Origin of the sequence: Streptomyces fuscichromogenes, from assembly GCF_014645815.1 — a bacterium.
Classification (GTDB): Bacteria; Actinomycetota; Actinomycetes; order Streptomycetales; family Streptomycetaceae; genus Streptomyces; species Streptomyces fuscichromogenes.
Window position 1 is genome coordinate 301,316 of sequence record NZ_BMML01000009.1, and the last position, 25,203, is coordinate 326,518.

General features: G+C 71.4%; 24 protein-coding genes. 12 read left to right on the forward strand and 12 right to left on the reverse strand.

Features of this window, described 5'->3' with window-relative positions; translation table 11 throughout:
• Nucleotides 1-181 (reverse strand): hypothetical protein (locus IEZ11_RS51000; RefSeq protein WP_229713278.1); only part of this gene is annotated, 181 nt, incomplete at its 3' end.
• An 853-nt stretch (nucleotides 182-1,034) separates the two neighbouring features.
• On the opposite strand from IEZ11_RS51000, the gene IEZ11_RS21845 reads away from it, so the two are divergent.
• From IEZ11_RS21845 to IEZ11_RS21870, 6 genes are all read left to right on the forward strand, one after another.
• On the forward strand, nucleotides 1,035-1,766 hold the full coding sequence (locus IEZ11_RS21845; RefSeq protein ID WP_189264500.1) for a Crp/Fnr family transcriptional regulator: 732 nt from the start codon (nucleotides 1,035-1,037) through the stop codon (nucleotides 1,764-1,766).
• Between the two features lie 161 nt (nucleotides 1,767-1,927).
• Entirely contained in the window at nucleotides 1,928-2,446 is a 519-nt protein-coding gene (locus tag IEZ11_RS21850; RefSeq protein ID WP_189264501.1) for a hypothetical protein, read from the forward strand.
• Nucleotides 2,447-2,645: 199 nt separating this feature from the next.
• On the forward strand, nucleotides 2,646-3,407 hold the full coding sequence (locus IEZ11_RS21855; protein ID WP_189264502.1) for a DeoR/GlpR family DNA-binding transcription regulator: 762 nt from the start codon (nucleotides 2,646-2,648) through the stop codon (nucleotides 3,405-3,407).
• Between the two features lie 29 nt (nucleotides 3,408-3,436).
• Complete coding sequence (pfkB, locus tag IEZ11_RS21860; protein WP_189264604.1) at nucleotides 3,437-4,384, forward strand: 1-phosphofructokinase; 948 nt, start codon at nucleotides 3,437-3,439, stop codon at nucleotides 4,382-4,384.
• Between the two features lie 289 nt (nucleotides 4,385-4,673).
• Entirely contained in the window at nucleotides 4,674-6,797 is a 2,124-nt protein-coding gene (locus IEZ11_RS21865; RefSeq protein ID WP_189264503.1) for a PTS fructose transporter subunit IIABC, read from the forward strand.
• 119 nt (nucleotides 6,798-6,916) lie between these two features.
• Nucleotides 6,917-7,186, forward strand: coding sequence for a hypothetical protein (locus IEZ11_RS21870; protein ID WP_189264504.1), 270 nt, complete (start codon nucleotides 6,917-6,919; stop codon nucleotides 7,184-7,186).
• Nucleotides 7,187-7,201: 15 nt separating this feature from the next.
• On the opposite strand, the gene IEZ11_RS21875 is transcribed toward IEZ11_RS21870, so the two are convergent.
• The 4 genes from IEZ11_RS21875 to IEZ11_RS21890 form a co-directional block, all read right to left on the reverse strand.
• Nucleotides 7,202-7,957, reverse strand: a complete 756-nt coding sequence (locus IEZ11_RS21875; protein ID WP_189264505.1) for a DUF6227 family protein — start codon at nucleotides 7,955-7,957, stop codon at nucleotides 7,202-7,204.
• 157 nt (nucleotides 7,958-8,114) lie between these two features.
• Nucleotides 8,115-9,341 carry a L,D-transpeptidase gene (locus IEZ11_RS21880; RefSeq protein ID WP_189264506.1) on the reverse strand — a complete coding sequence of 409 codons (1,227 nt, stop codon included), beginning with the start codon at nucleotides 9,339-9,341 and terminating at the stop codon, nucleotides 8,115-8,117.
• A 184-nt stretch (nucleotides 9,342-9,525) separates the two neighbouring features.
• Nucleotides 9,526-10,551 (reverse strand): P1 family peptidase, encoded by a 1,026-nt coding sequence (locus IEZ11_RS21885; protein ID WP_189264507.1) that lies wholly within the window; start codon nucleotides 10,549-10,551, stop codon nucleotides 9,526-9,528.
• Nucleotides 10,552-10,600: 49 nt separating this feature from the next.
• Nucleotides 10,601-11,839 carry a low temperature requirement protein A gene (locus IEZ11_RS21890; protein WP_189264508.1) on the reverse strand — a complete coding sequence of 413 codons (1,239 nt, stop codon included), beginning with the start codon at nucleotides 11,837-11,839 and terminating at the stop codon, nucleotides 10,601-10,603.
• Nucleotides 11,840-11,913: 74 nt separating this feature from the next.
• Here IEZ11_RS21890 and IEZ11_RS21895 point away from each other — a divergent pair, with 74 nt between their 5' ends.
• Nucleotides 11,914-12,090, forward strand: coding sequence for a hypothetical protein (locus IEZ11_RS21895; protein ID WP_189264509.1), 177 nt, complete (start codon nucleotides 11,914-11,916; stop codon nucleotides 12,088-12,090).
• 28 nt (nucleotides 12,091-12,118) lie between these two features.
• Here IEZ11_RS21895 and mscL read toward each other — a convergent pair whose 3' ends face one another.
• The 6 genes from mscL to IEZ11_RS21925 form a co-directional block, all read right to left on the reverse strand.
• Nucleotides 12,119-12,595 carry a large conductance mechanosensitive channel protein MscL gene (mscL, locus tag IEZ11_RS21900; RefSeq protein ID WP_189264510.1) on the reverse strand — a complete coding sequence of 159 codons (477 nt, stop codon included), beginning with the start codon at nucleotides 12,593-12,595 and terminating at the stop codon, nucleotides 12,119-12,121.
• 138 nt (nucleotides 12,596-12,733) lie between these two features.
• Nucleotides 12,734-13,312: a hypothetical protein gene (locus IEZ11_RS21905; protein ID WP_189264511.1), complete on the reverse strand. Its 579-nt coding sequence runs from the start codon at nucleotides 13,310-13,312 to the stop codon at nucleotides 12,734-12,736.
• 157 nt (nucleotides 13,313-13,469) lie between these two features.
• Nucleotides 13,470-14,303 (reverse strand): S-methyl-5'-thioadenosine phosphorylase, encoded by an 834-nt coding sequence (locus IEZ11_RS21910; RefSeq protein ID WP_189264512.1) that lies wholly within the window; start codon nucleotides 14,301-14,303, stop codon nucleotides 13,470-13,472.
• 112 nt (nucleotides 14,304-14,415) lie between these two features.
• Nucleotides 14,416-14,736 (reverse strand): FmdB family zinc ribbon protein, encoded by a 321-nt coding sequence (locus tag IEZ11_RS21915; protein WP_189264513.1) that lies wholly within the window; start codon nucleotides 14,734-14,736, stop codon nucleotides 14,416-14,418.
• Between the two features lie 67 nt (nucleotides 14,737-14,803).
• On the reverse strand, nucleotides 14,804-16,096 hold the full coding sequence (locus tag IEZ11_RS21920; RefSeq protein ID WP_189264514.1) for an MFS transporter: 1,293 nt from the start codon (nucleotides 16,094-16,096) through the stop codon (nucleotides 14,804-14,806).
• Between the two features lie 269 nt (nucleotides 16,097-16,365).
• Complete coding sequence (locus IEZ11_RS21925) at nucleotides 16,366-17,907, reverse strand: potassium/proton antiporter (protein WP_189264605.1); 1,542 nt, start codon at nucleotides 17,905-17,907, stop codon at nucleotides 16,366-16,368.
• A 270-nt stretch (nucleotides 17,908-18,177) separates the two neighbouring features.
• On the opposite strand from IEZ11_RS21925, the gene IEZ11_RS21930 reads away from it, so the two are divergent.
• On the forward strand, nucleotides 18,178-20,940 hold the full coding sequence (locus tag IEZ11_RS21930; protein WP_189264515.1) for a penicillin acylase family protein: 2,763 nt from the start codon (nucleotides 18,178-18,180) through the stop codon (nucleotides 20,938-20,940).
• Nucleotides 20,941-21,011: 71 nt separating this feature from the next.
• On the opposite strand, the gene IEZ11_RS21935 is transcribed toward IEZ11_RS21930, so the two are convergent.
• Complete coding sequence (locus tag IEZ11_RS21935; protein ID WP_189264516.1) at nucleotides 21,012-21,665, reverse strand: 5-formyltetrahydrofolate cyclo-ligase; 654 nt, start codon at nucleotides 21,663-21,665, stop codon at nucleotides 21,012-21,014.
• Nucleotides 21,666-21,726: 61 nt separating this feature from the next.
• On the opposite strand from IEZ11_RS21935, the gene galU reads away from it, so the two are divergent.
• From galU to IEZ11_RS21955, 4 genes are all read left to right on the forward strand, one after another.
• Nucleotides 21,727-22,662 (forward strand): UTP--glucose-1-phosphate uridylyltransferase GalU, encoded by a 936-nt coding sequence (galU, locus tag IEZ11_RS21940; protein ID WP_189264517.1) that lies wholly within the window; start codon nucleotides 21,727-21,729, stop codon nucleotides 22,660-22,662.
• Nucleotides 22,659-23,981: a molybdotransferase-like divisome protein Glp gene (gene glp / locus IEZ11_RS21945; protein WP_189264518.1), complete on the forward strand. Its 1,323-nt coding sequence runs from the start codon at nucleotides 22,659-22,661 to the stop codon at nucleotides 23,979-23,981. The genes galU and glp overlap by 4 nt, the downstream gene beginning before the upstream one ends.
• A gap of 129 nt (nucleotides 23,982-24,110) precedes the next feature.
• Nucleotides 24,111-24,623, forward strand: a complete 513-nt coding sequence (moaC, locus tag IEZ11_RS21950; protein ID WP_189264519.1) for a cyclic pyranopterin monophosphate synthase MoaC — start codon at nucleotides 24,111-24,113, stop codon at nucleotides 24,621-24,623.
• On the forward strand, nucleotides 24,620-25,183 hold the full coding sequence (locus tag IEZ11_RS21955) for a MogA/MoaB family molybdenum cofactor biosynthesis protein (protein ID WP_189264520.1): 564 nt from the start codon (nucleotides 24,620-24,622) through the stop codon (nucleotides 25,181-25,183). The genes moaC and IEZ11_RS21955 overlap by 4 nt, the downstream gene beginning before the upstream one ends.
• The last annotated feature ends 20 nt before the right edge of the window (nucleotides 25,184-25,203 follow it).

The window sequence follows — 25,203 nt, forward strand, 5'->3', positions numbered from 1 at the left end:
GCATTCCATGTCGACATGGAATGACTCTCGAAAGGAATTGCCGAACCGGTGGCCGGTTAATTCCGGGGCCGACGGTGGTCTGTCGTGCGGGTTTTTCGTGGCCGCGCTTCCGCTCGGCCGGGTCGTCGGCCGGGCAGGGGCGGTTGGCCGAATCTGTTTGCTCTTGATCGATGGCAATCACCTGATAACGCTGTCATGGAGTGACGGAAGCCGGCTCTCCCTCCCCTTCGTGTCTACAAAGAGGGCAAAAAGTGCGGCCGGATCCAGGGTGCCGACGGCGTGTGCGGGGCGGGGCACTGTCCGTGAGACTCCCCGCCCTCGGGGTTTTCGCCCGGCAGGTGGGGTGGTGGGGGCTCTTTGCCGACCGGTGGGGAGTGACCTAAAGGCCGTCCGTGGTGTTTACTGGGCACCGGTCTGATCCCTGGTGGGTCCGGACCCTTTCCGGGAGGTCCTGGGGGTGGTGCCCCGGGGCCTCTCGTTTTTTGCCTTCGGTATACGTGGGTGTCATATGTCGCTCACCGGGAGGGCCTTGTCGGCCCTCTGCAAGGGTATGCGGATAATCGCGAAACAGGGGCCGGGAATTCCCCGAAGGGCAAGCGGAAGGCTCGTTCGTACCGCACGCGATCTTCTGTAACAAATCCCCGTCGCCGGGGGTTTCCGGCATGATCACTAATCCCCGCGGCGCCTCGGGAAACATAACTGGCTCTGTGCTTGCGGCGAGCGGTACGGTTTATCTCGCTCATCTGTCCCAACGCGCCCGGCCTCACCACCCGGGCGTTGTCGTACCTCCCCGACCGGGAGGCCCGGAGCAAGCGCCGGACCCACCACCGGAACCCCGCTGACCAGCGGGGTTTCAGAGCTTCAAGAGGAATGGGAAAAGATCAAGTGCGTACTGCCGACGACGACGGCGCCTTCCCGCCGTCGTGCCGTGGTCCCCGCGGCACCCTGCCCGTGACGCGTCGTCACCGCCGTGCGCCCCGGGGCGCCTGCGCCGACGCACGTGCGTCCACGGCCGCCGCCGCGGGGGAGTGACCATGCCCTCGACCGTCGACGACGCCCGGTCGATCGACCTTCTCCTGGGGCACGAGGACAAGCCCGAGGGGAGCTTTCTGCAACGGCTGTCCGCGGCGGAGTGGCGCGTCCTGATGGAGGCGAAGCTGCGCAGCCGCACCTTCGCCAGGGACGAGCGGCTGCGGGTGGGCCCGGACGACCGGAACGTGTACATCATCTGGGAGGGCGTCGTCCGGCAGGACCGCTTCCCGCTGGGCGAAGGGGGCAGCGCCCCGGCCCTGACCCGGTTCCGGGGCGGCGGCCAGCTGGTCGGGGAGGCCAAGCTCATCGCCCCCTGCTCGGCCGTCCTGACCACCTGCCTGACCAGGACCGTGGTCATCCCCTGCCGCGTGCGGCACTTCAACGCCCTGCTGGCCCGCTGGCCCAAGATCCAGCTCGCCCTCCTGTGCAGCCTGGAGGACCGCAGCCGCAGCGACGAACGCGTCTACGCCATGACCACCAGGCCGCCCCTCGAGCGCGTCAGCGGACTGCTGGCGCATCTCGCCGACACCGTGGGTGTCCCCGGCCCCCGGACGGACTGCACCACCATCGCCGGGCCGAGCCAGAAGGACATCGCCGCCGCTCTCCAGCTCGCCACCTCCACCACGGAGAGCGCGATCCGCACCCTGCGCTACCACGGGATCATCGAGGCCCGGTACCGCCAGTTCGTCATCCACGACGTCGACGCGCTGCGCCACCTCGCCGCCCGGCACTGACACCGCTCGGCACTGACACCGCTCGGCAGTGACATCGCCCGGCAGTGACATCGCCCGGCAGTGACATCGCCCGGCAGTGACATCGCACCGGTGCGCCGGTTCCTCCCACCCGCGCGCACCGGCCCCCGCCGCTCACGCTCCGCCCCTGAACGGATCACCGCATGATGACCAGCATCGCCACGCCGGCGATCGGCACCGGCGCCGGCACTCTCGCGCTGAGCACCGTCTCCGCCCTCGTCACGGGTGTCCTCGCCACGTACACCCTCCTGCACCACAAGCAGGTCTTCGCCTGGATGCGGAAGATCCGCGGCAGGGACGAGGCGAACGCCGAACTCGACAAGCCGGCCGAGTGGCTCGCCGACCTCTACAAGGCCCAGTGCCGCCTGGCCCAGAAGCCCTGCCGGGCCGACGACTTCGAGGACATCTCCCAGACCGGCAACATGATCAAGGGCATCGCCGACCACATGGGGGCCCTCCGCCCCGAACTGACGGAGGTCGTCGAACGGGTCGGCGCGTACGTCGCCACCGCCCTGCCCGAGCCGGGGCCCGCGGTGCGCGTCACCGTCCCGGAGCACCGCGCCCAGCTCGTCAGGGCCATGCGGCAGGAGGCCGCTCGGGGCGAACTGGCGCGCGCCGTCATCGCCGCCGAGCAGAAGATCGCGGCCCAGAAGCACGGCTGACCTGGCGCCCTGCCCGTATGTGTCCGCCTCATGCCCGAACCTGTTTACTTTCCGGAAATCCAGGCGTAGCCTCCTCGCGAAACCACAAGTTCGGGCATGAGTCGGACGTAGTCGGACATGGGCCGGACGTCTGTGGGACGCATCCCGAGGCCTGTCTCAGGCATATCGCGGACGTATCTTGGAGCGGAGGCGCAGGGGCATGTACGCACCGGAGCGGCAGCAGGAGATCCTCCGGCTCGCCCGTGACGGCGGCCGGGTGGACGTCGTGTCGCTGGCCGAGGAGTTCCAGGTCACCGCGGAGACGATCCGCCGCGACCTGAAGGCCCTCGACCGCGCCGGCCTCGTCCGCCGGGTGCACGGCGGTGCCATCCCGGCCGGGCGCCTCGACTTCGAGCCGGACCTCGCCGAACGCGAGTCCACCTCCTCCGACGAGAAGGACCGCATCGCCAAGGCCGCCGTCCCGGAACTGCCGACCGAGGGCACCCTGATCCTCGACGCCGGTTCGACGGTCGCCCGCCTCGCCGCGGCCATTCCGCTGGAGGCGTCCCTCACCGTCGTCACGCACAGCCTCCCCATCGCGGCCCGCCTCGCCGACCACCCGGGCATCCAGCTCCACCTGGTCGGCGGGCGCGTGCGGCACAACACACGCGCCGCCGTGGACGCCTGGGCGCTGCGCGCGTACGGCGAGATCCGCGCCGACGTCCTCTTCGTCGCCGCCAACGGCTTCTCCGCCGACCAGGGCCTGACCACCCCCGACCTCGCCGAGGCCGCGGTCAAGCGGGCGGCCGTCACCGCGGCCCGCCGGGTGGTCCTGCTCGCCGACTCCGCCAAGCACGGCCAGGAGCACTTCGCCCGCTTCGGCGACATGGGCGACGTGGACCTGCTGATCACCGACAGCGGGCTGAGCCCCGAGGACGCCGCCGCCATCGAGCGCGGCGGCACGGAAGTAGTACGAGCATGAGCACCACGAGCACCACCTTCGGTACGGGCGTGATCCTCACCGTCACCCCCAACCCCTCCCTCGACCGGACCTACGAGGTCCCCGCCCTGGAGCGCGGCGAGGTCATCCGCGCCTCCGGCGAGCGCATGGACCCCGGCGGCAAGGGCGTGAACGTCTCCCGCGCGGTCGCCGCGGCCGGCCGCCGCACGGTCGCCGTCCTGCCCCTGGGCGGAGCACCGGGGGCCCTCGTCGCCGACCTGCTCGACGCCCAGGGCATCGAGGTCGCGCCGGTCCCGGTGGCCGGAGCCACCCGCTCCAACATCGCGCTCGCGGAGTCCGACGGAGTGCTCACCAAGATCAACGCGCCGGGCCCGGAACTCTCGGCGGAGGAACAGGAACTGCTCCTGGAGGCCGTGCGCGAACAGTCGCGCGACGCCGACTGGATCGCCTGCTGCGGCAGCCTGCCGCGCGGGCTGGCGCCCTCCTGGTACGCCGATGTCGTCGCCCGCGCGCACGCCGGGGGTGCGCGCATCGCGCTGGACACCTCGGGCCGCGCGCTGCTCGAAGCGCTGCGCGAGCGCCCCGACGTGGTGAAGCCGAACGCCGAGGAGCTCGCGGAAGCCGTCGGGCGCCCCCTGGTGACCGTGGGTGACGCGCTGAAGGCGGCCGAGGAACTGCGCGACATGGGCGCCCAGGCCGTCCTCGCCAGCCTGGGCGCCGACGGACAACTGCTCGTGGAGGACGAGGGTGCCTGGTTCGCGAGCGCCCGCGTGGACACCGTCCGCAGCAACGTCGGCGCCGGCGACTCCTCCCTCGCCGGTTTCCTGATCGCCGGCGGCAGCGGCCCGAAGGCCCTGGCCTCCGCCGTCGCCCACGGCGCCGCCGCCGTCCAGCTGCCCGGCAGCGTGATGCCCACCCCGGCCGACCTGGACCCGACGGCGGTCACCGTCACCGACCGCGTCCCCGTCGACCGCGAACTGACGGAGCCGGTGTCATGAAGCCTCACCCGACCGCTCACCCGATCGTTCACCCGGCCGCTGACCCGGCCGCGCTCCTCCCCGGCGCCGCCCAAGACCGCCGACAACCGGCCCAGGAGCGGCGAGGCGTCTCGTTACTCGCCGCGCCGACGGGCCGTCGGGGCACCCTGAGCCGCCCTGCCGTGCCCGGGAGGCGGGGCTTCCCCGGCCCCGCCTCCCACCCCGCCCCCCACGGCACCCCCGTCCCCACCCCCGTCCCCACCCCCGCCCACCCCACACTCCGGGCGATACGCGTGCATAGGAGCCCGCGATGAGCGACATGATCACCGCGGACCTGGTCGATCTCGACCTGTCCGCCGATACCAAAGAAGCGGCGGCGCGCGCCCTCGCCGAGCGCATGGTGGCCCTGGGCCGGGTGACCGACCTGGAGGGCTTCCTCGCCGACGTGGCCGCCCGCGAGGCCCAGATGCCGACCGGCCTCGACGGCGGCATCGGCATCCCGCACTGCCGCAGCGCCCACGTCACCGAGCCGACGCTCGCCTTCGGGCGCAGCGCCGCCGGCGTCGACTTCGGCGCCCCCGACGGCCCGGCCGACCTGATCTTCCTGATCGCGGCGCCCGCCGGTGCCGACGACGCCCACCTCACGATCCTCTCCGCGCTGGCCCGCCAGCTGATGAACAGCGAGTTCACGGACGCGCTGCGGTCGGCGGGCGACGCGGCCACCGCGGCGGCCCTGATCCGCGGCGACGAGACGCCCGCAGAGGGCACGAAGGCGGAAGCGAGCGCCCCGGCAGCCGCCGCGAGCGCCGCGGCCGCCGCCCAGAACACCGCTGCGGCGCCGGCGGCGGCCTCCGCCGGCACCGCAGCGGCCAGCGCGGGCGCCGGCGTCGGCCTCGGCTCCCGCTCCGGCGTAGGTTCGGACGCGGGTGAGCGCCCCTTCCGTATCGTCGCTGTCACCTCCTGCCCCACCGGCATCGCCCACACCTACATGGCGGCCGAGTCCCTGGAGAACGCGGGCCGTGAGGCGGGCGTCGAACTCGTCGTCGAGACGCAGGGCTCGGCCGGCTTCACCCGGCTCGACCCCGAGGTCATCGCGGCGGCGGACGGCGTGATCTTCGCGCACGACGTCCCCGTCCGCGAGAAGGACCGCTTCGCCGGCAAACCCACCGTCGACGTCGGCGTGAAGGCGGGCATCAACCGCCCCGGCGAGCTGATCGGCGAGGTCCGCACGAAGGCGGCCCGCGGCGAGGTCACCTCCGGCTCCGCACCGGCCACGCCGGTCGAACGCGCCGGGGAGGCCGGCGAGGGCTACGGCACCAAGCTGCGCAAGTGGCTGATGTCCGGCGTCAGCTACATGGTCCCGTTCGTCGCGGCCGGCGGTCTGCTGATCGCCCTCGGCTTCGCGATCGGCGGCTACACGATCAACAAGGCGCCGTCGGTCATGGACCACTTCGTGTGGACCCAGGGCGACAGCTGGGCCGCGCTGCTCTTCCAGATCGGCGTCGTCTCCTTCGGCTTCCTGGTCCCCGTCCTGGCCGGCTACATCGCCTACGGCATGGCGGACCGGCCGGGTCTGGTCCCCGGTTTCGTCGGCGGCATGATCGCCTCCACCATCAACGCCGGCTTCCTCGGCGGCCTGGCCGCCGGTCTGATCGCCGGTGGCGTGGTGATGGCGATCCAGAAGGTGAAGATCCCCGCGGCGGTGCGCGGCATCATGCCGGTCGTGGTGATCCCGCTGATCTCCTCGGCGATCGTCGGCTTCCTGATGTTCGTCGTGATCGGCAAGCCCATCGCCTCCGCCCAGAAGGGCATGACCGACTGGCTGAACGGCCTCTCCGGCTCCAACGCCATCCTGCTCGGCGCCCTGCTCGGCCTGATGATGTGCTTCGACCTCGGCGGCCCCGTCAACAAGGTCGCGTACACCTTCGCCACCGCCGGTATCGCGGTCTCCAACCCCAGTGACTCCGCGATGAAGATCATGGCGGCGGTCATGGCGGCCGGCATGGTCCCGCCGCTGGCGATGGCCCTGGCCACCACCGTGCGCGGCAAGCTCTTCACCGAGACCGAGCGCGAGAACGGCAAGGCCGCCTGGGTCCTGGGCGCCTCCTTCATCTCCGAGGGCGCGATCCCGTTCGCGGCCGCCGACCCGCTGCGCGTCATCCCGTCCTCGATGGTCGGCGGTGCCCTCACCGGCGCCCTGTCGATGGCCTTCGGCGCCACCCTGCGCGCCCCGCACGGCGGCATCTTCGTGGTCCCGCTGATCGGCAACCCGTTCCTCTACCTGATCGCCATCGCCGTAGGCGTCTGCGTCACCACGGCTCTGGTCGTCGTCCTCAAGGGCATGCGCAAGCCGGCCCGGCAGACCTCCGCGGGCGGTTCCGCCGCCGGCTCGGCCGCCGCCGCGAAGGAGGCCAAGCAGCCGGTCGCGGCCTGAGCGCCCGCCGCCCTGCTGCCCCTCTTGTCCCTTTGATTCGCTGTGAGTTGTTCACGGCACCTGCGAGATACGTCACGGTCCGGGACCAAAGTCCCGGACCGTGGTGTGTACTGGGACGTATGCCCGAGCACGTCTCGACCCTCCAGCTGATCGGCATGGCCGCGCTGACCCTGGCGACCGTCGCCTGGGCGGCCGTCGTGACGCGCCTGCTGCGCCGCAACCGCCGCGAGGCCCTCGCCTGGCACGCCGCGCGCGCCCTTCCCGCCTTCCCGCACCAGCTCCAGGCCGCTCCGTCGCGCGAGACCGTCGAACTGACCCCCGCCGAACAGGACGCCTTCGCCGGCCTGGTCCGCAGACTCGGCGGCCGCTCGGGCCGCGCGGGCCGCTAGACCCGGTCGTCGGGATCAGCCCGTCTGGCCCTGGCGCGTCGCCCGCCGCTCCATCGCGTTCCTGGCCGCGTCCTCCGTCGGGTACACCTCGCACATGTGGCGGCCGTCCGGCGTCACCGTGTGCTCCACCTCCCACAGGGACAGCTCCTGGCCGTCCCGCAGCAGGAACGCGTGCTCGTAGAGCGAGAAACTCGGACCCGCCCGGCCCACCCGCCCCGGCCGCCCGAACGCCTGGGTGATCTGGTGCGCGAACGCCGCCGTCAGCACCTCGGCCGTCTCCGCCCCCGGCCGGTCGGGGTTCTCCGCGCGGCGCAGCAGCCGGCGCGCGTGGTCCGCCGAGTCGTCCGGCACGTACACGTGCCGGGGCTCCGGAACCGGCGCCAGCGTCACCAGCACCGGCAGCTCGAAGTCCGGAGTGTCCTGCGGTAAGGGCAACCGCGCGGTCGCGGCCCGCAGCTCCTCCTCGTCGACGTACACCTCGTGCTGCGGGTCGTGACCCGGTGCGGTGTTGTGCACGAGCTCCCACAGCGTGACCGCCGAGCCGTCGGCCAGCAGCCAGGTGTGCCGGTACGTCTCCCGGTGCAGCCCCGCGCTGTGGTGCGCGGAGTGCAGCGAACTGTCGTGCGCCAGCGCGCAGTCCAGCTGCCTTATGGCCTCGTCGGGCAGCTCGAAGGAGTTCAGGGCACGGCCGAGGAGCCGCGCGAGGTGCTCCTCCGGAGACTCGGGCGACTCGGCTGGTTCGTACGCTGCCGTCTCGTACGGAACGCTCAAGGTTTCTCCCGGCGTTGCTGCATGTCACCTTGTGGGTGCATACCGTAGCCCCTCGGTCGGACATCATGTCCGGGAACCGAGAAAACGTACGCCGGGAAAACGCGCCGGCCGCGCGAAAAGTTCCCGCGCGGCCCGACGATCCGTCAAAACCAGCCGGTCAGGCGGAGCTTGCGGCGGTCCACTCGCTCCACGACAGGTTCCACCCGTTGAGCCCGTTGTCCGGCTGCACGGTCTTGTCGGGCGAGTTCTTCACGATCACGACGTCCCCGACGAGCGAGTTGTCGTAGAACCACTTGGCCGTGGTGTCCCCCTGCGCACCCTGCACGTCCGCGAGCCCCACACAGCCGTGGCTGGTGCCCTCGCGCCCGAACGGCGGGTTGCTCCTGCTGTACCAGTAGTTGCCGTGGATGAACGTCCCCGACGTCGTCAGCCGCATCGCGTGCGGCACGTCCGGGATGTCGTACTCCCCGCCGAGGCCCACCGTCTGGCTGTTCATCCGGGTCTGGGTGAACTTCTCGGAGATCACCATCTGTCCGTTGTACGTCGTGTGCTCCGGGCTGCCCGTGGAGACCGGCACCGTCCTGAGGAGCTTGCCGTCCCGCATCACGGTCATGGTCTGCGTGTTCGCGTCCACCGTGGAGACCTGCGAACGTCCGACGGTGAAGGTCACCGTCTTCTTCTGCACCCCGTAGACGCCGTTCGCGCCCTCGACCCCGTCCAGGTCGATCTTCATGGTGACCTTGGAGCCGGCCTTCCAGTACTCCTGCGGCCGGAAGTCCAGCCGCTGCGACCCGAACCAGTGCCCCACCACCTGCTGGCCGCTGCTGGAGGTGACCGTGATGTGCGACTGCACGGCCTTCCGGTCCGTGATCACCTTGTCGAAGTCGAACGACACCGGCATCCCGACACCGACCGTCGTCCCGTTGTCCGGCGTGTACGTGCCGATGTAGCTGTTCGCCGAGTCGACGGTGGTGAAGATCGAGTTGGCCGCGGCCGTGAGCCCCTTCGAGTCCTTCGCGGTCGCCGATATCTCGTACTTCGTGCCGCGCTCCAGCTGCTCCTTCGGCTTCCAGACGGCACCGTCCGCCGAGAGGGTGCCGGCCACGGCCTGCCCCGACCCCGCCACGGTCATCTTGACGCCGGTCAGCTTCCCGTCGCTGACCTGCACGCCGGTCGTGTTGATGGACGCGCCGGTCGAGCCGTCCTTCGCCGATATCGCGATCTTCGCGACCGACGTCTTCGCGGCGCTGTCCGTCTGCCCGCCCTTGCCGTCGTCGCTCTTGGCGCTGGCGTTGCCGCCGCAGGCGGTGAGGGTGAGGGCGCCGACCATCAGGGCGGCACAGGCCCCCAGTGCGCGCCGCGCTGCAATGTCCGGCGATGTCACGGGCTGCTCCAGGTTCTTGTGATGTGCGTGATCCGTTCCAGTGCGTGGAGAAAGAGGCCCCGGGCCCCCGCCGGGGTTCCCTCCGGCGCCCGCGAACGCCATCACGTGACAGAACCAGGACAATCGACAGCCACCCGCAAGGTTCCGGTCGGCCACCGAGGCCGCGCCCCCGCCCCCGCCGCAGTCACAGCGCCCCGTACAACTCCTCGTACGACGGCCACACCCCGCCCGGCCCGGCCACCGGCCCGGCGGCCCGTACGGCCCGCACGATCGCGCGGGTCACCAGGTCCGCGCCGGCCGCGAGGATCTCGTTGAACGCGAACGGGCTCGCGTCGAGCGGGCGCGCCTCCGTCGACAGCGCGAACACCGTGTCCCCGTCATGCAGCAGGTGCACCGGCCGTACGGCCCGCGCGATCCCGTCGTGCGCCGTCCCGGCCAGCTTCTGCGCCTGCGCCTTGGACAGCCGGGCGTCGGTCGCGACCACCGCGAGCGTCGTGTTGAGCGGCGGCAGCCCGTTTCCTGCGGCGGTCTCGGCGAGCCGCCGGCGCGCGGCCTCGTGCACCCGCTCCTCGGGATACTCGACGCGCCCCTGGAACAACTCCCCGTACAGCACGCCCGTTTCGGGGTCCAGCACCGCACCGGCCGCGTTGGCCACCACCAGCGCGGCGACCGTGATCCCCGAGTCCAGCACGGTGCTCGCGCTGCCCACCCCGCCCTTCACCGCGCCGGCCACGGCGCCCGTACCCGCGCCCACGCACCCCTGTGGCACCGGGGCGCCCGGCGCGCTCGCCGCGGCCGCCTCGACCGCCGCCCGCCCGCTCGCCGCGTCCGGCCGGGCCCGGAAGTCCCCGCCCCGGCCCAGGTCGAAGACGCAGGCGGCGGGCACCACCGGCACCACATGCGCCGGATCCGGCCCCACCCGCACGCCCCGCTGCCGCTCCTCCAGCCAGGCCATCACCCCGGACGCCGCGTCGAGCCCGTAGGCGCTGCCACCGGTCAGCACGACCGCCTCCACCCGCTGCACCACGTTGCGCGGGTCGAGCGCGTCCGTCTCCTTGGTGCCCGGACCCCCGCCGCGCACGTCCACGGCGGCCACCGCGCCGCCCTCGGGGGCGAGGACGACCGTGGTGCCGGTGAGCCAGCCCTCGCCGCTGCGGGTGGCGTGCCCGACCCGCAGCCCGGCCACGTCCGTCAATGCGTCAACTGTCATGGCGGCCAGTCTGGCCCAGCCCGGGACGGCCCGGCGCGGCCCGGCCCGGTCAGGAGGCGGCCGCGGTGGCCTCCGCGGGGCGCTCGCGGCCCGCCGTGCGCGCCGTCAGTGTCGTGCCGGTCGCCACCGCCAGCGCCGACACGACGCCCGCCGCCGGCACCGCCCAGTCGCCCAGGGACGTGCAGCAGAGCACCAGTAGCGCCGTCACCGGCAGCACCAGCTGCTGGGCGAGGCCCACCTTGAAGTGCCGCGAGTGCAACGCCCACACGGTCAGCAGGTACAGCGCCGTCGGGATGGTCACGGCCGCCGACGCGGCCGTCGTGGAGAGGCGCGCCTTGCCGACCGCCTCCTCGACGGCCACCTCCAGGCCCGCACCGATCGAGGCCGCCGACGCGAAGATCAGATAGTGGCCGTACCCCCACAGGAACGACTCCCTGTTGGAGCGCAGATGGACCTGGATCGGCACCACGAAGTAGATCCACCAGGCCGAGAAGACGATCAGCAGGCCGCCGGCCGCGATCGGCAGCAGCTCGCTCGGCGCGTCGTGCTCGGCCACCGCCGACTTCACGGCGACCGTCGCCGCCGAGATCGTCTCGCCGAGCACGATGATGGTGAACAGCCCGTACCGCTCGGCGATGTGGTGCGGGTGCCAGGAGGTCGTGTAGTCCTTCTCCGCGTACAGCGGCACGCACATCTCGGCGATCGCCATCACCAGGAACACCCAGGCCCGCGCGGGCTCCGGCAGCACCACCAGGCCGAGCCAGCCGACCATGCACAGCAGCACCCCGCCGGCGTACCGGAGCGCCATGGTCCGCTCCGAGCCGCGGGCCCAGCGCGCGGCTCTCAGCCACTGCGCGGCCATCGCCAGCCGCATGATCACGTAACCCAGCCAGACCAGCAGGTAGTCGTGGTCGGTGAAGGCCTGCGAGATACCGGCCGCCAGCACCAGGACGCCGGCGATCTGGACCAGGGTGACGATCCGGTAGAGGACGTCGTCGTTGTCGTACGCCGAGGAGAACCAGGTGAAGTTCATCCACGCCCACCAGATGGCGAAGAACTGCATCGCGTAGTTCAGGACGCCCTCGCCCGGGTGCCCCGCCGCGACGGAGTGCACCAGCTCCACGCCCGCCTGTGCGATGGCCACGACGAAACACAGGTCGAAGAAGAGCTCCAGCGGCGAGGCCACCCGGTGCGCCTCGTCGCGCCCGCGCGCGGTGAGCCGGCGCAGTGGTCGCAGGGGCTGGGGTGAGTGCGGGGAGGCGGGAGCCGCTGGAGAACTCGACATCATGCGCCCAGCAGATCAGAAAAGGCCACCGAAGGCCCACCAAGGGAGTCGAGCCGTGCGCGCCGTAGGCTGGAGGCATGAGTACTGCCCCCGAGCCCGCGCCGCGCGACCCGAAGCCCGCGCTGATCTTCGACGACCCGCTCGACCGGCAGTCGTCGGACGACACGGACCGCGGCTGGGGCGACCGCCCGGAGGGCGACTCGGCGGCCGACCTCAAGCGCTTCCTCGACGAGAAGCCGCCCCACCACCTCTGAGCCGCCCGCGCGAGCGCCCGGAGCGCCGCTAACGCTGGCTGTGACCGTTTCCGCGCTGCGCGATCAGGGCGTCGCGGATCTCCTTCAGCACCTCCAGCTCGGTCACCTCGATGACCTCGTGCGTGCCCTCCCTCGCCTTCCTGCGTGCTTCCACCCGGGCCAGGTACTTCGCCATCGGCAGCACCATCAGGAAGTACACGACCGCCGCGGTGATCACGAAGGAGAGCGTGGCGCCCAGGACCGAGCCCCACATGATCTGGACGCCACTCGTGACCGTGCCGTCCGCGGCCGTCTTGCAGGGTTCCTTCAGACAGGTGCTGTAGCTGTCCAGGTTCTTCGTGCCGATCGCGCCGACCAGCGGGTTGATGAGCCCCTTCACCACCGAGTTGACGATGTTCGTGAAGGCGGCGCCGATGACCACCGCGACTGCCAGATCGACGACGTTTCCGCGCATCAGGAAGGCCTTGAAGCCCTGCCAGACACTCGGTTCCTTCTTTGCGCTCACCTCGGGGACTCTCCTCACATGCACAGGCTGTGGAACAAAGAGATCCGCAACCTACGTCACCGTGCGGCCATTGCGCCCAACCTGGTAGCTCGAATGAGCGACTTGACACAAAGAGTCCCGTAAATCGCCCCAGGTTGTTCAGCACAGGGTCACCGCCAGCCGTGCCGTGCTGCTCGCACCGACCAGTCGCGCCGCGGTGGCCCGCGGCACCGAGAGCACGACCAGCGCCCCGCTCTCCGCGGCCGCGTCGACCGGCTCCGGCAGCTGCGTCACGCGCGCCCCGCGCGCGATCACCCGGGCCTGGCCGCCCGCTGCGGTGTCCCCGGCGGCGATGACGTCCACCCGGTCACCGGGGCGCAGCAGCCGGACGGTGGCCGCGTCGGCGATCCGCACCGGTGCCGTCACCATGTCCACGGGCGGGGCGGGCCGGCGTACCGGCTGGGTGGCGGCGGGATGGCCGCGGGGCCGCTCGGCGCTCGGCTGGCCGGTGCCGGCCCGCGGCCCCGCCGCCACGAGCGCCGCCGCGGTGATCGCGAGGCCGGCCGCGAGGGCCCGCCCGGGATGCCGCGGCAGCCGCAGCAGCTGATACCGCCCGCCGCGCACCCGCACCGGTTCGAAGTGCGGCACCTCGCAGGTGGCGGGGGCGTCCGTGCCCAGCGGACGCGGGACGCGGAGGGGAGGAGGGAGGGTGGGGTGGGGGGACGGGGGAACGGACATGGGAGTCACCGCCTGCGACGAGGAATCGGCTTGCGGGACCACGATGAGGTCTCGCGCCGAAACCCGTCGGAGCCGGTGGGCTACCGGCCGGTTGTGGACAACTCGGCCACCCGAACGAGGAGTTCCGTCCCTGCCCGCCCGGTGGAAAGCCCCCGCGTCACGGCAGCTCGAACCCCGGATCCATACCGCCGAGCGCGTTCGTGCACAGGCAGTCCCGTGCCGTGTTCTCCGGCAGCGCCGCCACCGCGTCGAACAGCACGCCCCGCAGCCGGTCCACATTGGCCGCGAACACCTGGAGAACCTCGTCGTGCGAGACGCCCGCACCGGTCTCGGCGCCCGCGTCCAGGTCCGTGACCAGCGTCAACGACGTGTAACAGAGTTCCAGTTCACGGGCGAGCGCCGCCTCGGGGTGGCCGGTCATGCCCACCACCGACCAGCCCTGCGCCTGGTGCCACAGCGACTCGGCGCGGGTCGAGAAGCGCGGCCCCTCGATCACCACCAGCGTGCCGCCGTCCACCGGCTCCCACTCCCGGCCCCGGGCCGCCTTCAGCGCCGCCGTCCGCCCGGTGGGGCAGTAGGGGTCGGCCAGGGAGACGTGCACCACGTTCGGGACGGTGCCGTCGGGCAGCGGCAGCCCGTCGAAGTAGGACTGCGCCCGGGACTTCGTACGGTCCACCAGCTGGTCCGGTACGAGCAGCGTGCCCGGACCGTACTCGGGGCGCAGACCGCCCACCGCGCACGGGCCGAGCACCTGGCGCACGCCGACCGAGCGCAGCGCCCAGAGGTTGGCCCGGTAGTTGATGCGGTGCGGCGGCAGATGGTGGCCGCGTCCGTGGCGGGGCAGGAAGGCGACCCGGCGGCCGGCGATCTCGCCGAGGAAGAGGGAGTCGCTGGGCGGCCCGTAGGGCGTCTCGACCTGGATCTCGGTCACGTCGTCGAGGAACGAGTAGAAGCCGGAACCGCCGATTACGCCGATCTCTGCGTTCACCATGCGCAGCACACTAGCGGGCCGTCCGAACCGGGCAGGAGCCAGGCGGGAGCCGGTGTCCGGGAACGCCTCGGACCCCGCTGCCGTTCGACGGCGGGGTCCGAGGGACGAGGTCTCAGGCGGCGGAGCTGCTGGCGGAGCCCGACGAGGACGACGTCGAGGACGACGACGTCGAGGACGACGGCTTCGAGTCGGACGACTTCGCGTCCGACGACGCGGAGCCCGACGACTTCGACGCGGGGCTGCTGCTCGACGAGGAGCCGCGGCTGTCATTGCGGTAGAAGCCCGAGCCCTTGAAGACAATGCCGACCGCGGAGAACACCTTCTTCAGGCGGCCACCGCAGTTGGGGCACTCGGTCAGGGCGTCATCGGTGAACTTCTGCACCGCCTCAAGGCCCTCGCCGCACTCGGTGCACTGGTACTGGTAGGTCGGCACTGTCTTCCTCCTGGCACTCTCACTCGATGAGTGCTAACGACGGTCCATAGTGACGTATTCCTGAGGATCAGTCCACCGTCACCGGCACGCGGTGACCGACGCCACGTGCGACGGTGCGGTTCCGGGGCCGGGTGACCAGCCGGGAACGCAGCGCCAGGAGGGTCACCAGGGCCAGCACGGTACCGGCCATCGGCACCAGGAACCCGGCGCCGCCCCACAGGCGGTCCTCCAGCTGCCCGGCGACCGTGACCGCGGCCGCCTGGCCGAGCGCCACCGCTCCGGTCAGCCAGGTGAACGCCTCCGTGCGGGCGCCGGCCGGGACCAGGCCCTCGACCAGCGTGTAGCCGGTGATCAGGGCGGGCGCGATGCACATGCCGACCAGCAGACCGAGACCGGCCAGGACGGGCGCCGAGTGGGACGTCCACAGCGCCGAGGCGGTCAGGGCGAGCGCCGCGTAGCCGACGAGCAGGCGCCGGTGCGGGGCGGCCTTCCAGGCGAGCGCGCCGCACACGATGCCCGAGAACATGTTCCCGGCGGCGAAGGTGCCGTACAGGACGCCGTTCAGGCCGGGCTCGCCGATCGACTCGCTGAACGCGGCGAGGGAGACCTGCATGCCGCCGAAGACGGAACCGATGCCCAGGAACGCCACGGCCAGGACGCGTACGCCGGGGACGCGGAGCGCCGACGCGTGTCGCACGCGCGCGTGGCCGTCGCCGGTCACCTGCGGCTGGGTGCTCTTCCGCGCGGCGAACAGCAGGCCGCCGGCCAGGGTGAGCGCGGCCTCCGTGACCAGGCCGGCGGCCGGGGCCACGGTGGTGCACAGGGCGGTCGCGAGCAGGGGGCCGAACACGAAGGTGAGCTCGTCGGTGACGGACTCGAAGGCGGCCGCGGTGGACATCAGGGGGGAGTCCTGGAGCTGTACGCCCCAGCGGGCGCGGACCATGGGGCCGACCTGCGGTACCGAGGCGCCGGTCGGCACGGCTGCCACGAACAGTGCCCACAAGGGCGCGTGCGCCAGCGCGAGCGCCGTCAGGACGAGGCCCGACAGCGCGTGCACGAGGACGCCGGGGACCAGCACCGCACGCTGCCCGTGGCGGTCGGCCAGACGGCCGCTGAAGGGTGCGAACAGGGCCATGGAGACGCCGGTGACCGCCGCGGCGGCACCCGCGGCGCCGTAGGAACCGGTGGTGTGCTGGACGAGCAGCACGATGGAGATGGTGAGCATCGCGAACGGCTGGCGCGCCGCGAATCCCGGGAGCAGGAACGTCCAGGCGCCGCGGGTGCGCAGCAGCTGCCCGTATCCCGGGCGGGGCGGCGCAGCCGGGTTCTCCGACGGCTCGGTGGTGACCGTGGATGCCACGGCCCATGCCTTTCTGCCGCCTGGTAGCGCGCCCGTGCGGGGGGCGCCGAGAGCTGTCCTCTTGCGCGGAACTGCGGTAGATACCGGCGTCCCCTGCGAGGAGTGGTCCGGCCGCCATACGGTCGCGCCAGCTCTGCGTCAGGCAGAGTTGGTTCGATCAGGGTGCTTTCATCGTACAGGGGTGAAGTCCCGGTACACCTGTGAAAACCAGCACCGTGATCCCCGTTCACCTGGGATTGGCGGGGGTGTGAAGTATCCGAAACACACCCTTAACGCGCGCTCGGCGCACCGCCCGACCCCGACCCCGACCCCGCGTCCGCCGTCCCGTTCGCGCCCAGCCAGCCCGCCAGCTTGCCCCCGTGGCCGACCGCGCGCAGCCGCCGTTCCGCGGCGTCCCGTACCGGGTCGGTGGCGACCACGAGGAGTTCGTCCCCGCGCCGCAGCACCGTCGCGGGCAGCGGGACAAACGATTTTCCTTCGCGGACGACCAGGGTGACCGCCGCCCCGGCGGGCAGCCGCAGCTCGTTGATCTCCACGCCGTGCATCCGGGAGCCCTCGGGGATCGAGACGGACAGCAGATGTCCGCGCAGCCGCTCCAGGGGCGCGGACTCGATGCCGAGGTCGGCGGCCTCCGGGCCCTCGCCGAGCCGCAGCTTGCCGGCCAGCCAGGGCAGCGTCGGCCCCTGGACGAGGGTGTAGACGACGACCAGGACGAAGACGATGTTGAAGATCCGGTGGCTGGTGTCGACCCCGTTCACCATGGGGATCGTCGCCAGGATGATGGGCACGGCGCCGCGCAGTCCGGCCCAGGACATCAGGGTCTGCTCCCGCCAGGGCACCCGGAACGGCGCGAGACTGACGATCACGCTCAGCGGCCGCGCCACCATGGTGAGCACCAGTCCGATGATCAGGGCGGGCAGGAAGTCGTCGCCGAGCTCGTGCGGGGTGACCAGCAGGCCGAGCAGGACGAACATGCCGATCTGGGCGATCCAGCCGAGCCCCTCCGCGAAACCGCGGGTGGCGGGCCAGTGCGGCAGCTTGGCGTTGCCGAGCACCATGGAGGCCAGGTAGACCGCGAGGAAGCCGCTGCCGTGCGCCAGGGCGCCGGCGGCGTACGCGGTGACCGCGATGGCCATCACGGCGATCGGGTAGAGGCCGGAGGCGGGCAGGGCGACGTGCCTGAGACCCCAGGCGCCGAGCCAGCCGACCGCGAGGCCGAAGGCCGCGCCGATGGCCAGCTCCAGGGCTATCTCGCCCAGCAGCACGTACCAGTGCTCGACCGGTCCCGCCGTGGAGAAGGCGACGACCAGGATGACCACCGGGGCGTCGTTGAAGCCGGACTCCGCCTCCAGGGTGCCCGTCACGCGCGCGGGCAGGGGGATGCGCCGCAGTACCGAGAACACCGCCGCCGCGTCCGTCGAGGACACCACCGCTCCGATGATGAGCGCCTGCCGCCATTCCAGCCCGACGAGATAGTGCGCGCCCGCCGCGGTCACGCCGACGCTCACGCCGACCCCGACGAGGGCCAGCATGGAGGCGGACGCCAGGACGGGTTCGACCTCCTTCCACTTCGTGCCCAGGCCGCCCTCGGCCAGGATCACGACCAGGGCCGCGTACCCGATGACCTGGGTCAGCTCGGCATTGCTGAAGTGGATGTTCCCGATGCCGTCCTGGCCCATGAGGACGCCGATCCCCAGGTACACGAGCAGGCTGGGGAGCCCGCTGCGCGAGGAGACCCGGACGGCCGCGACGGCGACCAGCAGGACCACGGAGCAGACGAGCAGGAGCTGGTTGAGGTGGTGGACGGTCAGCGGCGCTTCCTTTCCTTGGCTCGCGCGCGGGCGACGCGGAAGCTCTCACGTACAAGACCCGAGGCTGCGGCAACCCGCACCCAAGTACTTCGTTACCTTACCTAACTCTTGACGCTTTCTTGACGCTTCCGCAGGCAAGATCGAACGCCCATGCCTGCGGGTTCCCCACTCCGCGTCAAGTGGCGTGAGGCCCTGCGCCTATGGTTGCTCCAGCGCTCAGTCAAAAGCACATGCCCGCCTGCCGCTCGCGTTAGGACAGCAAGGACAGCGATGCCCCCGAATACCACCGCCACAACGGGTGACAAGCCTGGCAAGTCCGGCAGGAAGAAGGGGCGCAGAGCCCGATTTATCGTGCTCGTGCTCGTCCTGGCCGTCGTCGGTGGCGTCTTCTACGGGGCGTACTGGTCGGTCAGCACGGTCCGTGCGTCCTTCCCGCAGACCAAGGGTTCGATCACGCTCCAGGGCCTCTCCGGGCCGGTGACCGTGAAGCGCGACAGCTACGGCATCCCGCAGATCTACGCCTCCACCGACGCGGACCTGTTCATGGCGCAGGGCTACGTCCAGGCGCAGGACCGGTTCTACGAGATGGACGTGCGCCGTCACATGACCTCCGGGCGCCTGTCGGAGATGTTCGGCAAGGGCCAGGTGAAGAACGACGAGTTCCTGCGCACCCTGGGCTGGGACCGGGTCGCGAAGCAGGAGTACGACACCAAGCTGTCGGACGCGACGAAGAAGTACCTCCAGGCCTACTCCAAGGGGGTCAACGCCTACCTCCAGGGCAAGGACGGCAAGGACATCTCCCTGGAGTACGCGGCCCTCGGGTTCGTCAACGACTACAAGCCCGAGCAGTGGACCCCCGTCGACTCGGTCTCCTGGCTGAAGGCGATGGCCTGGGACCTGCGCGGCAACATGCAGGACGAGATCGACCGGGCCCTGATGACCAGCCGCCTCGGCCCGCAGCAGATCAGGGATCTCTACCCGGACTATCCGTACAGCCGCAACCAGACGATCGTCCAGGACGGCCAGTACGACGAGCTGACCAAGACGTTCGAACAGAGCGGTGCCACGACCGGCTCCTCGACCTCGACGGACACCGGCTCCACCACGACCTCGTCGACCACCGGTTCGGCGCTCACGAGCCAGCTGGCGGGCCTCTACAACGTCCTCGACGACGTCCCCACGGCCGTCGGCGTGAACGGCCAGGGCATCGGTTCCAACTCCTGGGTCGTCGGCGGCGAGCACACCATCACCGGCAAGCCGCTGCTCGCCAACGACCCGCACCTGTCGGCGTCCCTGCCGTCCGTCTGGTACCAGATGGGCCTGCACTGCACCACGGTCTCCAGCAAGTGCCAGTACGACGTCACCGGCTACACCTTCGCCGGCATGCCCGGTGTGATCATCGGCCACAACGGCGACATCGCCTGGGGCATGACCAACTCCGGGGTCGACGTCACCGACCTCTACCTGGAGAAGCTCTCCGGCGACGGTTACCTGTACGACGGGAAGACCAAGCCCTTCACGACCCGTACGGAGACCATCAAGGTCGCGGGCGGCGCCTCCAAGAAGATCGTCGTACGCCAGACCGCCGACGGCATGCCCCTGCTGTCCGACCGCGACGACGAACTCGTCCAGGTCGGCAAGAAGGCCACCGTCGACACCGCTGCACCGGACCGCGGCGACGGCTACGGCATCGCCCTGCGATGGACCGCCCTGGACCCGGGCACCACCATGGACGCCGTCTTCGCCCTCGACAAGGCGTCCGACTGGGACTCCTTCCGGCAGGCGGCCGCCCAGTTCGACGTGCCCTCGCAGAACCTGATCTACGCCGACACCAAGAACAACATCGGCTACACGCTGCCCGGCAAGATCCCCACGCGCTCGACGGGGGACGACGGGTCCATCCCGGCGCCGGGATGGGACTCCAAGTACAAGTGGACCGGCTTCATCAAGCAGGACGAACTGCCCTACGAGTACAACCCGAAGCGCGGCTACATCGTCACGGCCAACCAGGCCGTGGTCGACAAGGACAAGTACCCCTACACGCTCACCACGGACTGGGGCTACGGCACCCGCAGCCAGCGCATCACCGACCTGATCGAGTCGAAGATCAAGGACGGCGGCAAGATCTCGACCGACGACATGCGCCAGATGCAGATGGACAACAGCAGCGAGATCGCCAAGCTGCTGGTGCCCAAGCTGCTGAAGATCAACCTCGACGACAAGGACGTCCGCGAGGCCCAGAAGCTCCTTGAGGGCTGGGACTACACCCAGGACTCCGACTCCGCGGCCGCGGCCTACTTCAACGCGGTCTGGCGCAACATCCTCAAGCTCGCCTTCGGCAACAAGCTGCCCAAGGAGCTGCGGGTCAAGGGCCAGTGCCTGTGGGTCGACAAGATCGACAGCACCGGCCCGGTCGACGACGACACCAAGGTGCGCGAGTGCGGCGAGCGCGACGCCGACCAGGCCCAGCCGGACGGCGGCGACCGCTGGTTCGAGGTGGTCCGCAACCTCATGGACAAGCCGAACAGCGACTGGTGGAAGACGCCGGCCGGAGCGGGTGACCGCATCAAGGCCGACAACATGAACAAGCTGTTCGAGCGGGCCATGATCGACGCCCGCTGGGAGCTGACCGCCAAGCTCGGCAAGGACATCGACACCTGGAGCTGGGGCCGGCTGCACCGGCTGTTCCTGAAGAACCAGACCCTCGGCACCGACGGCCCGAGCATCGTCCAGTACATCCTCAACCGCGGCCCCTGGAAGCTCAGCGGCGGCGAGGCCACGGTCAACGCGACCGGCTGGAACGCCGCCGGCGGCTACGGCGTCGTGTGGGTCCCCTCCATGCGGATGGTCGTCAACCTCGACGACCTCGACAAATCCAAGTGGATCAACCTCACCGGAGCCTCCGGTCACGCCTTCAGCGCTCACTACACCGACCAGACGGGCAAGTGGGCCGACGGCGAACTGCTCCCGTGGTCGTTCTCGGACAAGGCGGTCGACAGCAGCACCAGCGACACCCTCGTCCTCAAGCCCTGACGGATCGACGGGTACTGCCCGTGAGACGGCCCGCCACGCGTGCGTGGCGGGCCGTCTCACGTCGGAGCGGCTCAGGGGCGCGTGAACCGGCGCACCCCCGAAGGCGTCACCACCGCCTGCACCGGCCGGTCGTGCGCCTCGGCGGGCACCCGCTCGACGACCTCCGTGTCGTACAGCAGCACCACGAGCGCCGGGCGCGCGCCCGCGCGCTCCAGACGTGCCAACACCCGGTCGTACGAGCCTCCGCCGCGCCCCAGGCGCATCCCGCGCGCGTCCACCGCGAGCCCCGGCAGCAGCACGACGTCCGCGCCGAGCACGGCGTCCGGCCCGAGGCGTTCACCGGAGGGTTCGAACAGCGCCATCTTCCCGCCGTGTTGGACGCGGGCGAGGGAACCCTCCCCGGCGTACGCGCCCCAGTCCAGGTCGTGGTCGGGCAGCAGCGCGGGGAGCAGGACGCGCACTCCCCGCGCGAGCAGCGCGTCCAGCAGCGTGAGCGTGCCCGGTTCGCTCTCCACGGAGACGTACGCCGCCACCGTGCGCGCACGCGCCAGCTCGGGCAGCTCCAGGGCGTGTTCGGCCAGGGCGTCGGCCGCTTCCCTGACGACATCCGTCGTCAACCTGTTCCTCACCCCGAGGAATTCTCGCCGCAACGTTCGCTTGTCACCCTCGGCCTCGGGTCCACCGTGCTCCACTGGTCGTTCCCGCACCCTTCCCAATCCGCTCATATGAGTGCCAATTAACCTGAGCCTCAGATTCTCCACAAAGGCACCGGATAAGGTTGCGGACATGACTCAGTCGCACCCCAGGATCAGCAAGGCTGTCATTCCCGCGGCAGGCCTCGGCACCCGGTTCCTGCCGGCCACCAAGGCCACTCCCAAGGAGATGCTGCCCGTCGTCGACAAGCCGGCGATCCAGTACGTGGTCGAGGAGGCCGTGTCGGCGGGGCTCGACGACGTCCTCATGATCACCGGACGCAACAAGCGTCCCCTGGAAGATCACTTCGACCGCAACTACGAGCTGGAATCGGCGCTCCAGAAGAAGGGCGACGCCGGCCGGCTCGCCAAGGTACAGGAGTCCAGCGACCTGGCCACGATGCACTACGTGCGCCAGGGCGACCCCCGGGGCCTCGGCCACGCCGTGCTGTGCGCGGCCCCGCACGTCGGCCACGAGCCCTTCGCCGTCCTGCTCGGCGACGACCTGATCGACCCGCGCGACCCGCTGCTCCAGCGCATGATCGAGGTCCAGGAGCAGCACGGCGGCAGCGTGATCGCGCTCATGGAGGTCGACCCGGAGCAGATCCATCTCTACGGCTGCGCCGAAGTGGAGACCACCGTCGACGGCGACGTGGTCAGGGTGACCGGACTCGTGGAGAAGCCGGACCCGGCGGACGCCCCGTCGAACTACGCCATCATCGGCCGCTACGTCCTCGACCCGCACGTCTTCGACATACTGCGGCGCACCGAGCCGGGCCGCGGCGGCGAGATCCAGCTCACCGACGCCCTCCAGCAGCTCGCCCAGACGTATTCGTCAGCGGCGGACGCCGCGGGGAAGGTCGGCGGCCCCGTGCACGGCGTCGTCTTCAAGGGCCGCCGCTATGACACCGGCGACCGCGGCGACTATCTGCGTGCCATTGTCAGGCTCGCGTGCGAACGTGAAGACCTGGGCCCGGACTTCCGGACCTGGCTTCGCAGTTACGTAGCCGAGGAGATGCAGCAGAGTTGAGCAGCGCCGCGACCCGCCCCGCCGGCCCGGACCACCTGTGGTCGGTGGACGAGCACCTGGAGGACATCCTCACCACCGTCCGCCCCCTGGAACCCATCGAGCTGCAACTCCTCGACGCCCAGGGCTGCGTGCTGGTCGACGACGTCACGGCGCCGCTCTCGCTGCCGCCCTTCGACAACAGCTCCATGGACGGGTACGCGGTACGGGTCGCGGATGTGGCGGGCGCGAGCGAGGAGTTCCCGGCCGTCCTGGAGGTCGTCGGGGACGTCGCGGCGGGCGCGGCCGAGCTGACCCCGGTCGGCCCCGGCCAGGCGGCCCGGATCATGACCGGCGCCCCGCTGCCGCCCGGCGCCGAGGCCGTCGTCCCCGTGGAGTGGACCGACGGCGGACTCGGCGAGGGACCGGTCGGCGGGATGCGGGCGCGCAGCCTCGCGCCCGAGGGCGCCGAGGGGCACGTGCGCGTGCACAGGCCGGCCGAGGCACGCGCGCACGTGCGCGCCAGGGGCAGCGACGTGAAGGCCGGCGACCTCGCCCTGGAGGCCGGCACCGTCCTCGGCCCGCCGCAGATCGCGCTGCTCGCCGCGATCGGCCGCGGCACGGTACGGGTACGCCCACGCCCGCGCGTGGTCGTCGTGTCCACCGGCAGCGAACTCGTCCAGCCCGACGAGGCACTCGGCAACGGCCAGATCTACGACTCCAACAGCTTCGCCCTCACCGCCGCCGCCCGGGACGCGGGCGCCATCGCCTACCGGGTGGGCGCCGTCGTCGACGACGCCGAGACGCTCCGCGCCACCATCGAGGACCAGCTCGTCCGCGCCGACCTGATGGTCACCACCGGCGGGGTGAGTGTGGGGGCGTACGACGTCGTCAAGGAGGCGCTGGCGCACGTCGGAGACGAGGACGAGCCGGGCGCCGGCATCGACTTCCGCAAGCTCGCCATGCAGCCCGGCAAACCCCAGGGCTTCGGCTCCATCGGCCCCGACCACACGCCCCTGCTGGCCCTTCCGGGCAACCCCGTGTCGTCGTACGTCTCCTTCGAGCTGTTCGTCCGCCCGGCCATCCGCACCCTGATGGGGCTCGCGGACGTGCACCGGCCGCGCACCACGGCGACCCTCACGGCCGGCAAGGCGCTGAGTTCGCCCAAGGGGCGCAGGCAGTTCCTGCGCGGGGCGTACGCCGACGGCGCGGTGACCGCGGTGGGCGGCGCCGGTTCGCACCTGGTCGCGGCCCTGGCCCATGCCGACGCGCTGATCGTCGTACCCGAGGACACGGAGTCCGTCGAGCCCGGTACGGCCGTCGAGGTCGTCCTGCTCGGCTGACCCGCGTACCCGTACCCGTCCGCCGGGCGGTCCTGCCCGCTGCCGTGTGCCGTCTTGGCGGTACCGTGTCGCGCACAGCAGGCCCGAGCGCCGTACCGCGACGGGCCAGGACCGGGAGCGCCACACAGCATGACTGAGCCCTTCCGGGGGGACACCCCCGGACCCGCACTGCCAGACCGGCTGACGCACCTCGACGACGCGGGCGCCGCCCGGATGGTCGACGTGTCCGGCAAGGACGTCACCGCGCGCACCGCCCGCGCCAGCGGACGGGTCCTCGTCTCGCCCCGCGTGGTCGAGTTGCTGCGCGGCGAGGGCGTTCCCAAGGGCGACGCCCTCGCCACCGCCCGCATCGCCGGGATCATGGGTGCCAAACGCACCCCGGAGCTGATCCCGCTGTGTCACCCTCTGGCCCTGTCCGGTGTGAAACTGGATCTGTCGGTCGCGGACGACGCGGTGGAGATCCTGGCCACGGTGCGGACGACGGACCGCACGGGAGTCGAGATGGAGGCCCTCACCGCGGTCTCCGTCGCGGCGCTCACCGTGATCGACATGGTCAAGGCGGTCGACAAGGGAGCGGTCATCACGGACGTACGCGTGGAGGAGAAGACGGGCGGGAAGTCGGGCGACTGGAGCCGGGCATGAACGCCGGGCCGTCCGCCGGTGGTACGCCGGCCGGGGCATCCGCCGGTGCCGCGCCGCGCGCGCCGTACCGTGCGCTGGTCGTGACCGCCTCCAACCGCGCCGCCGCCGGTGTCTACGAGGACAGGGGCGGCCCGCTGGTCGCGGCGGGCCTGGCGGGCTTCGGGTTCAGCGTGGACGGGCCGCGGGTCGTGCCCGACGGGGAACCGGTGGCGGCCGCGCTGCGGGCGGGGGTCGAGGCCGGGTACGACGTCGTCGTCACCACCGGCGGCACCGGCGTCTCGCCCACCGACCGCACGCCCGAGGCGACCCGCGCGGTGCTCGACCACGAGGTACCGGGCATCGCCGAGGCGATCCGGGCGTTCGGACGGGACAAGGTGCCCACCGCCGCGCTCTCCCGGGGCCTGGCCGGAGTGGCGGGCCGGACATTGATCGTCAACCTTCCGGGTTCCACCGGCGGGGTGCGGGACGGCCTCGCCGTCCTGGAACCGCTGCTGGCACACGCCGTCGACCAGATCCGCGGCGGCGACCACCCGGGACCCGGCAGTGGGGGTGCGAGCTGAACAGCCCGTCCTGGCCCGTC

Bases quoted from the DNA above. Each gene is read 5' to 3' on its own strand.
- IEZ11_RS21845 (WP_189264500.1), top strand. From the start codon at position 1,035: ATGCCCTCGACCGTCGACGACGCCCGGTCGATCGACCTTCTCCTGGGG.
- IEZ11_RS21870 (WP_189264504.1), top strand. From the start codon at position 6,917: ATGCCCGAGCACGTCTCGACCCTCCAGCTGATCGGCATGGCCGCGCTG.
- IEZ11_RS21865 (WP_189264503.1), top strand. From the start codon at position 4,674: ATGAGCGACATGATCACCGCGGACCTGGTCGATCTCGACCTGTCCGCC.
- galU (WP_189264517.1), top strand. From the start codon at position 21,727: ATGACTCAGTCGCACCCCAGGATCAGCAAGGCTGTCATTCCCGCGGCA.
- IEZ11_RS21910 (WP_189264512.1), bottom strand. From the start codon at position 14,303: ATGGTGAACGCAGAGATCGGCGTAATCGGCGGTTCCGGCTTCTACTCG.
- IEZ11_RS21905 (WP_189264511.1), bottom strand. From the start codon at position 13,312: ATGTCCGTTCCCCCGTCCCCCCACCCCACCCTCCCTCCTCCCCTCCGC.
- IEZ11_RS21930 (WP_189264515.1), top strand. From the start codon at position 18,178: ATGCCCCCGAATACCACCGCCACAACGGGTGACAAGCCTGGCAAGTCC.
- IEZ11_RS21955 (WP_189264520.1), top strand. From the start codon at position 24,620: ATGAACGCCGGGCCGTCCGCCGGTGGTACGCCGGCCGGGGCATCCGCC.
- IEZ11_RS21890 (WP_189264508.1), bottom strand. From the start codon at position 11,839: ATGATGTCGAGTTCTCCAGCGGCTCCCGCCTCCCCGCACTCACCCCAG.
- moaC (WP_189264519.1), top strand. From the start codon at position 24,111: ATGACTGAGCCCTTCCGGGGGGACACCCCCGGACCCGCACTGCCAGAC.
- IEZ11_RS21855 (WP_189264502.1), top strand. From the start codon at position 2,646: ATGTACGCACCGGAGCGGCAGCAGGAGATCCTCCGGCTCGCCCGTGAC.
- IEZ11_RS21895 (WP_189264509.1), top strand. From the start codon at position 11,914: ATGAGTACTGCCCCCGAGCCCGCGCCGCGCGACCCGAAGCCCGCGCTG.
- IEZ11_RS21935 (WP_189264516.1), bottom strand. From the start codon at position 21,665: ATGAGCGGATTGGGAAGGGTGCGGGAACGACCAGTGGAGCACGGTGGA.
- IEZ11_RS21885 (WP_189264507.1), bottom strand. From the start codon at position 10,551: ATGACAGTTGACGCATTGACGGACGTGGCCGGGCTGCGGGTCGGGCAC.
- IEZ11_RS21850 (WP_189264501.1), top strand. From the start codon at position 1,928: ATGATGACCAGCATCGCCACGCCGGCGATCGGCACCGGCGCCGGCACT.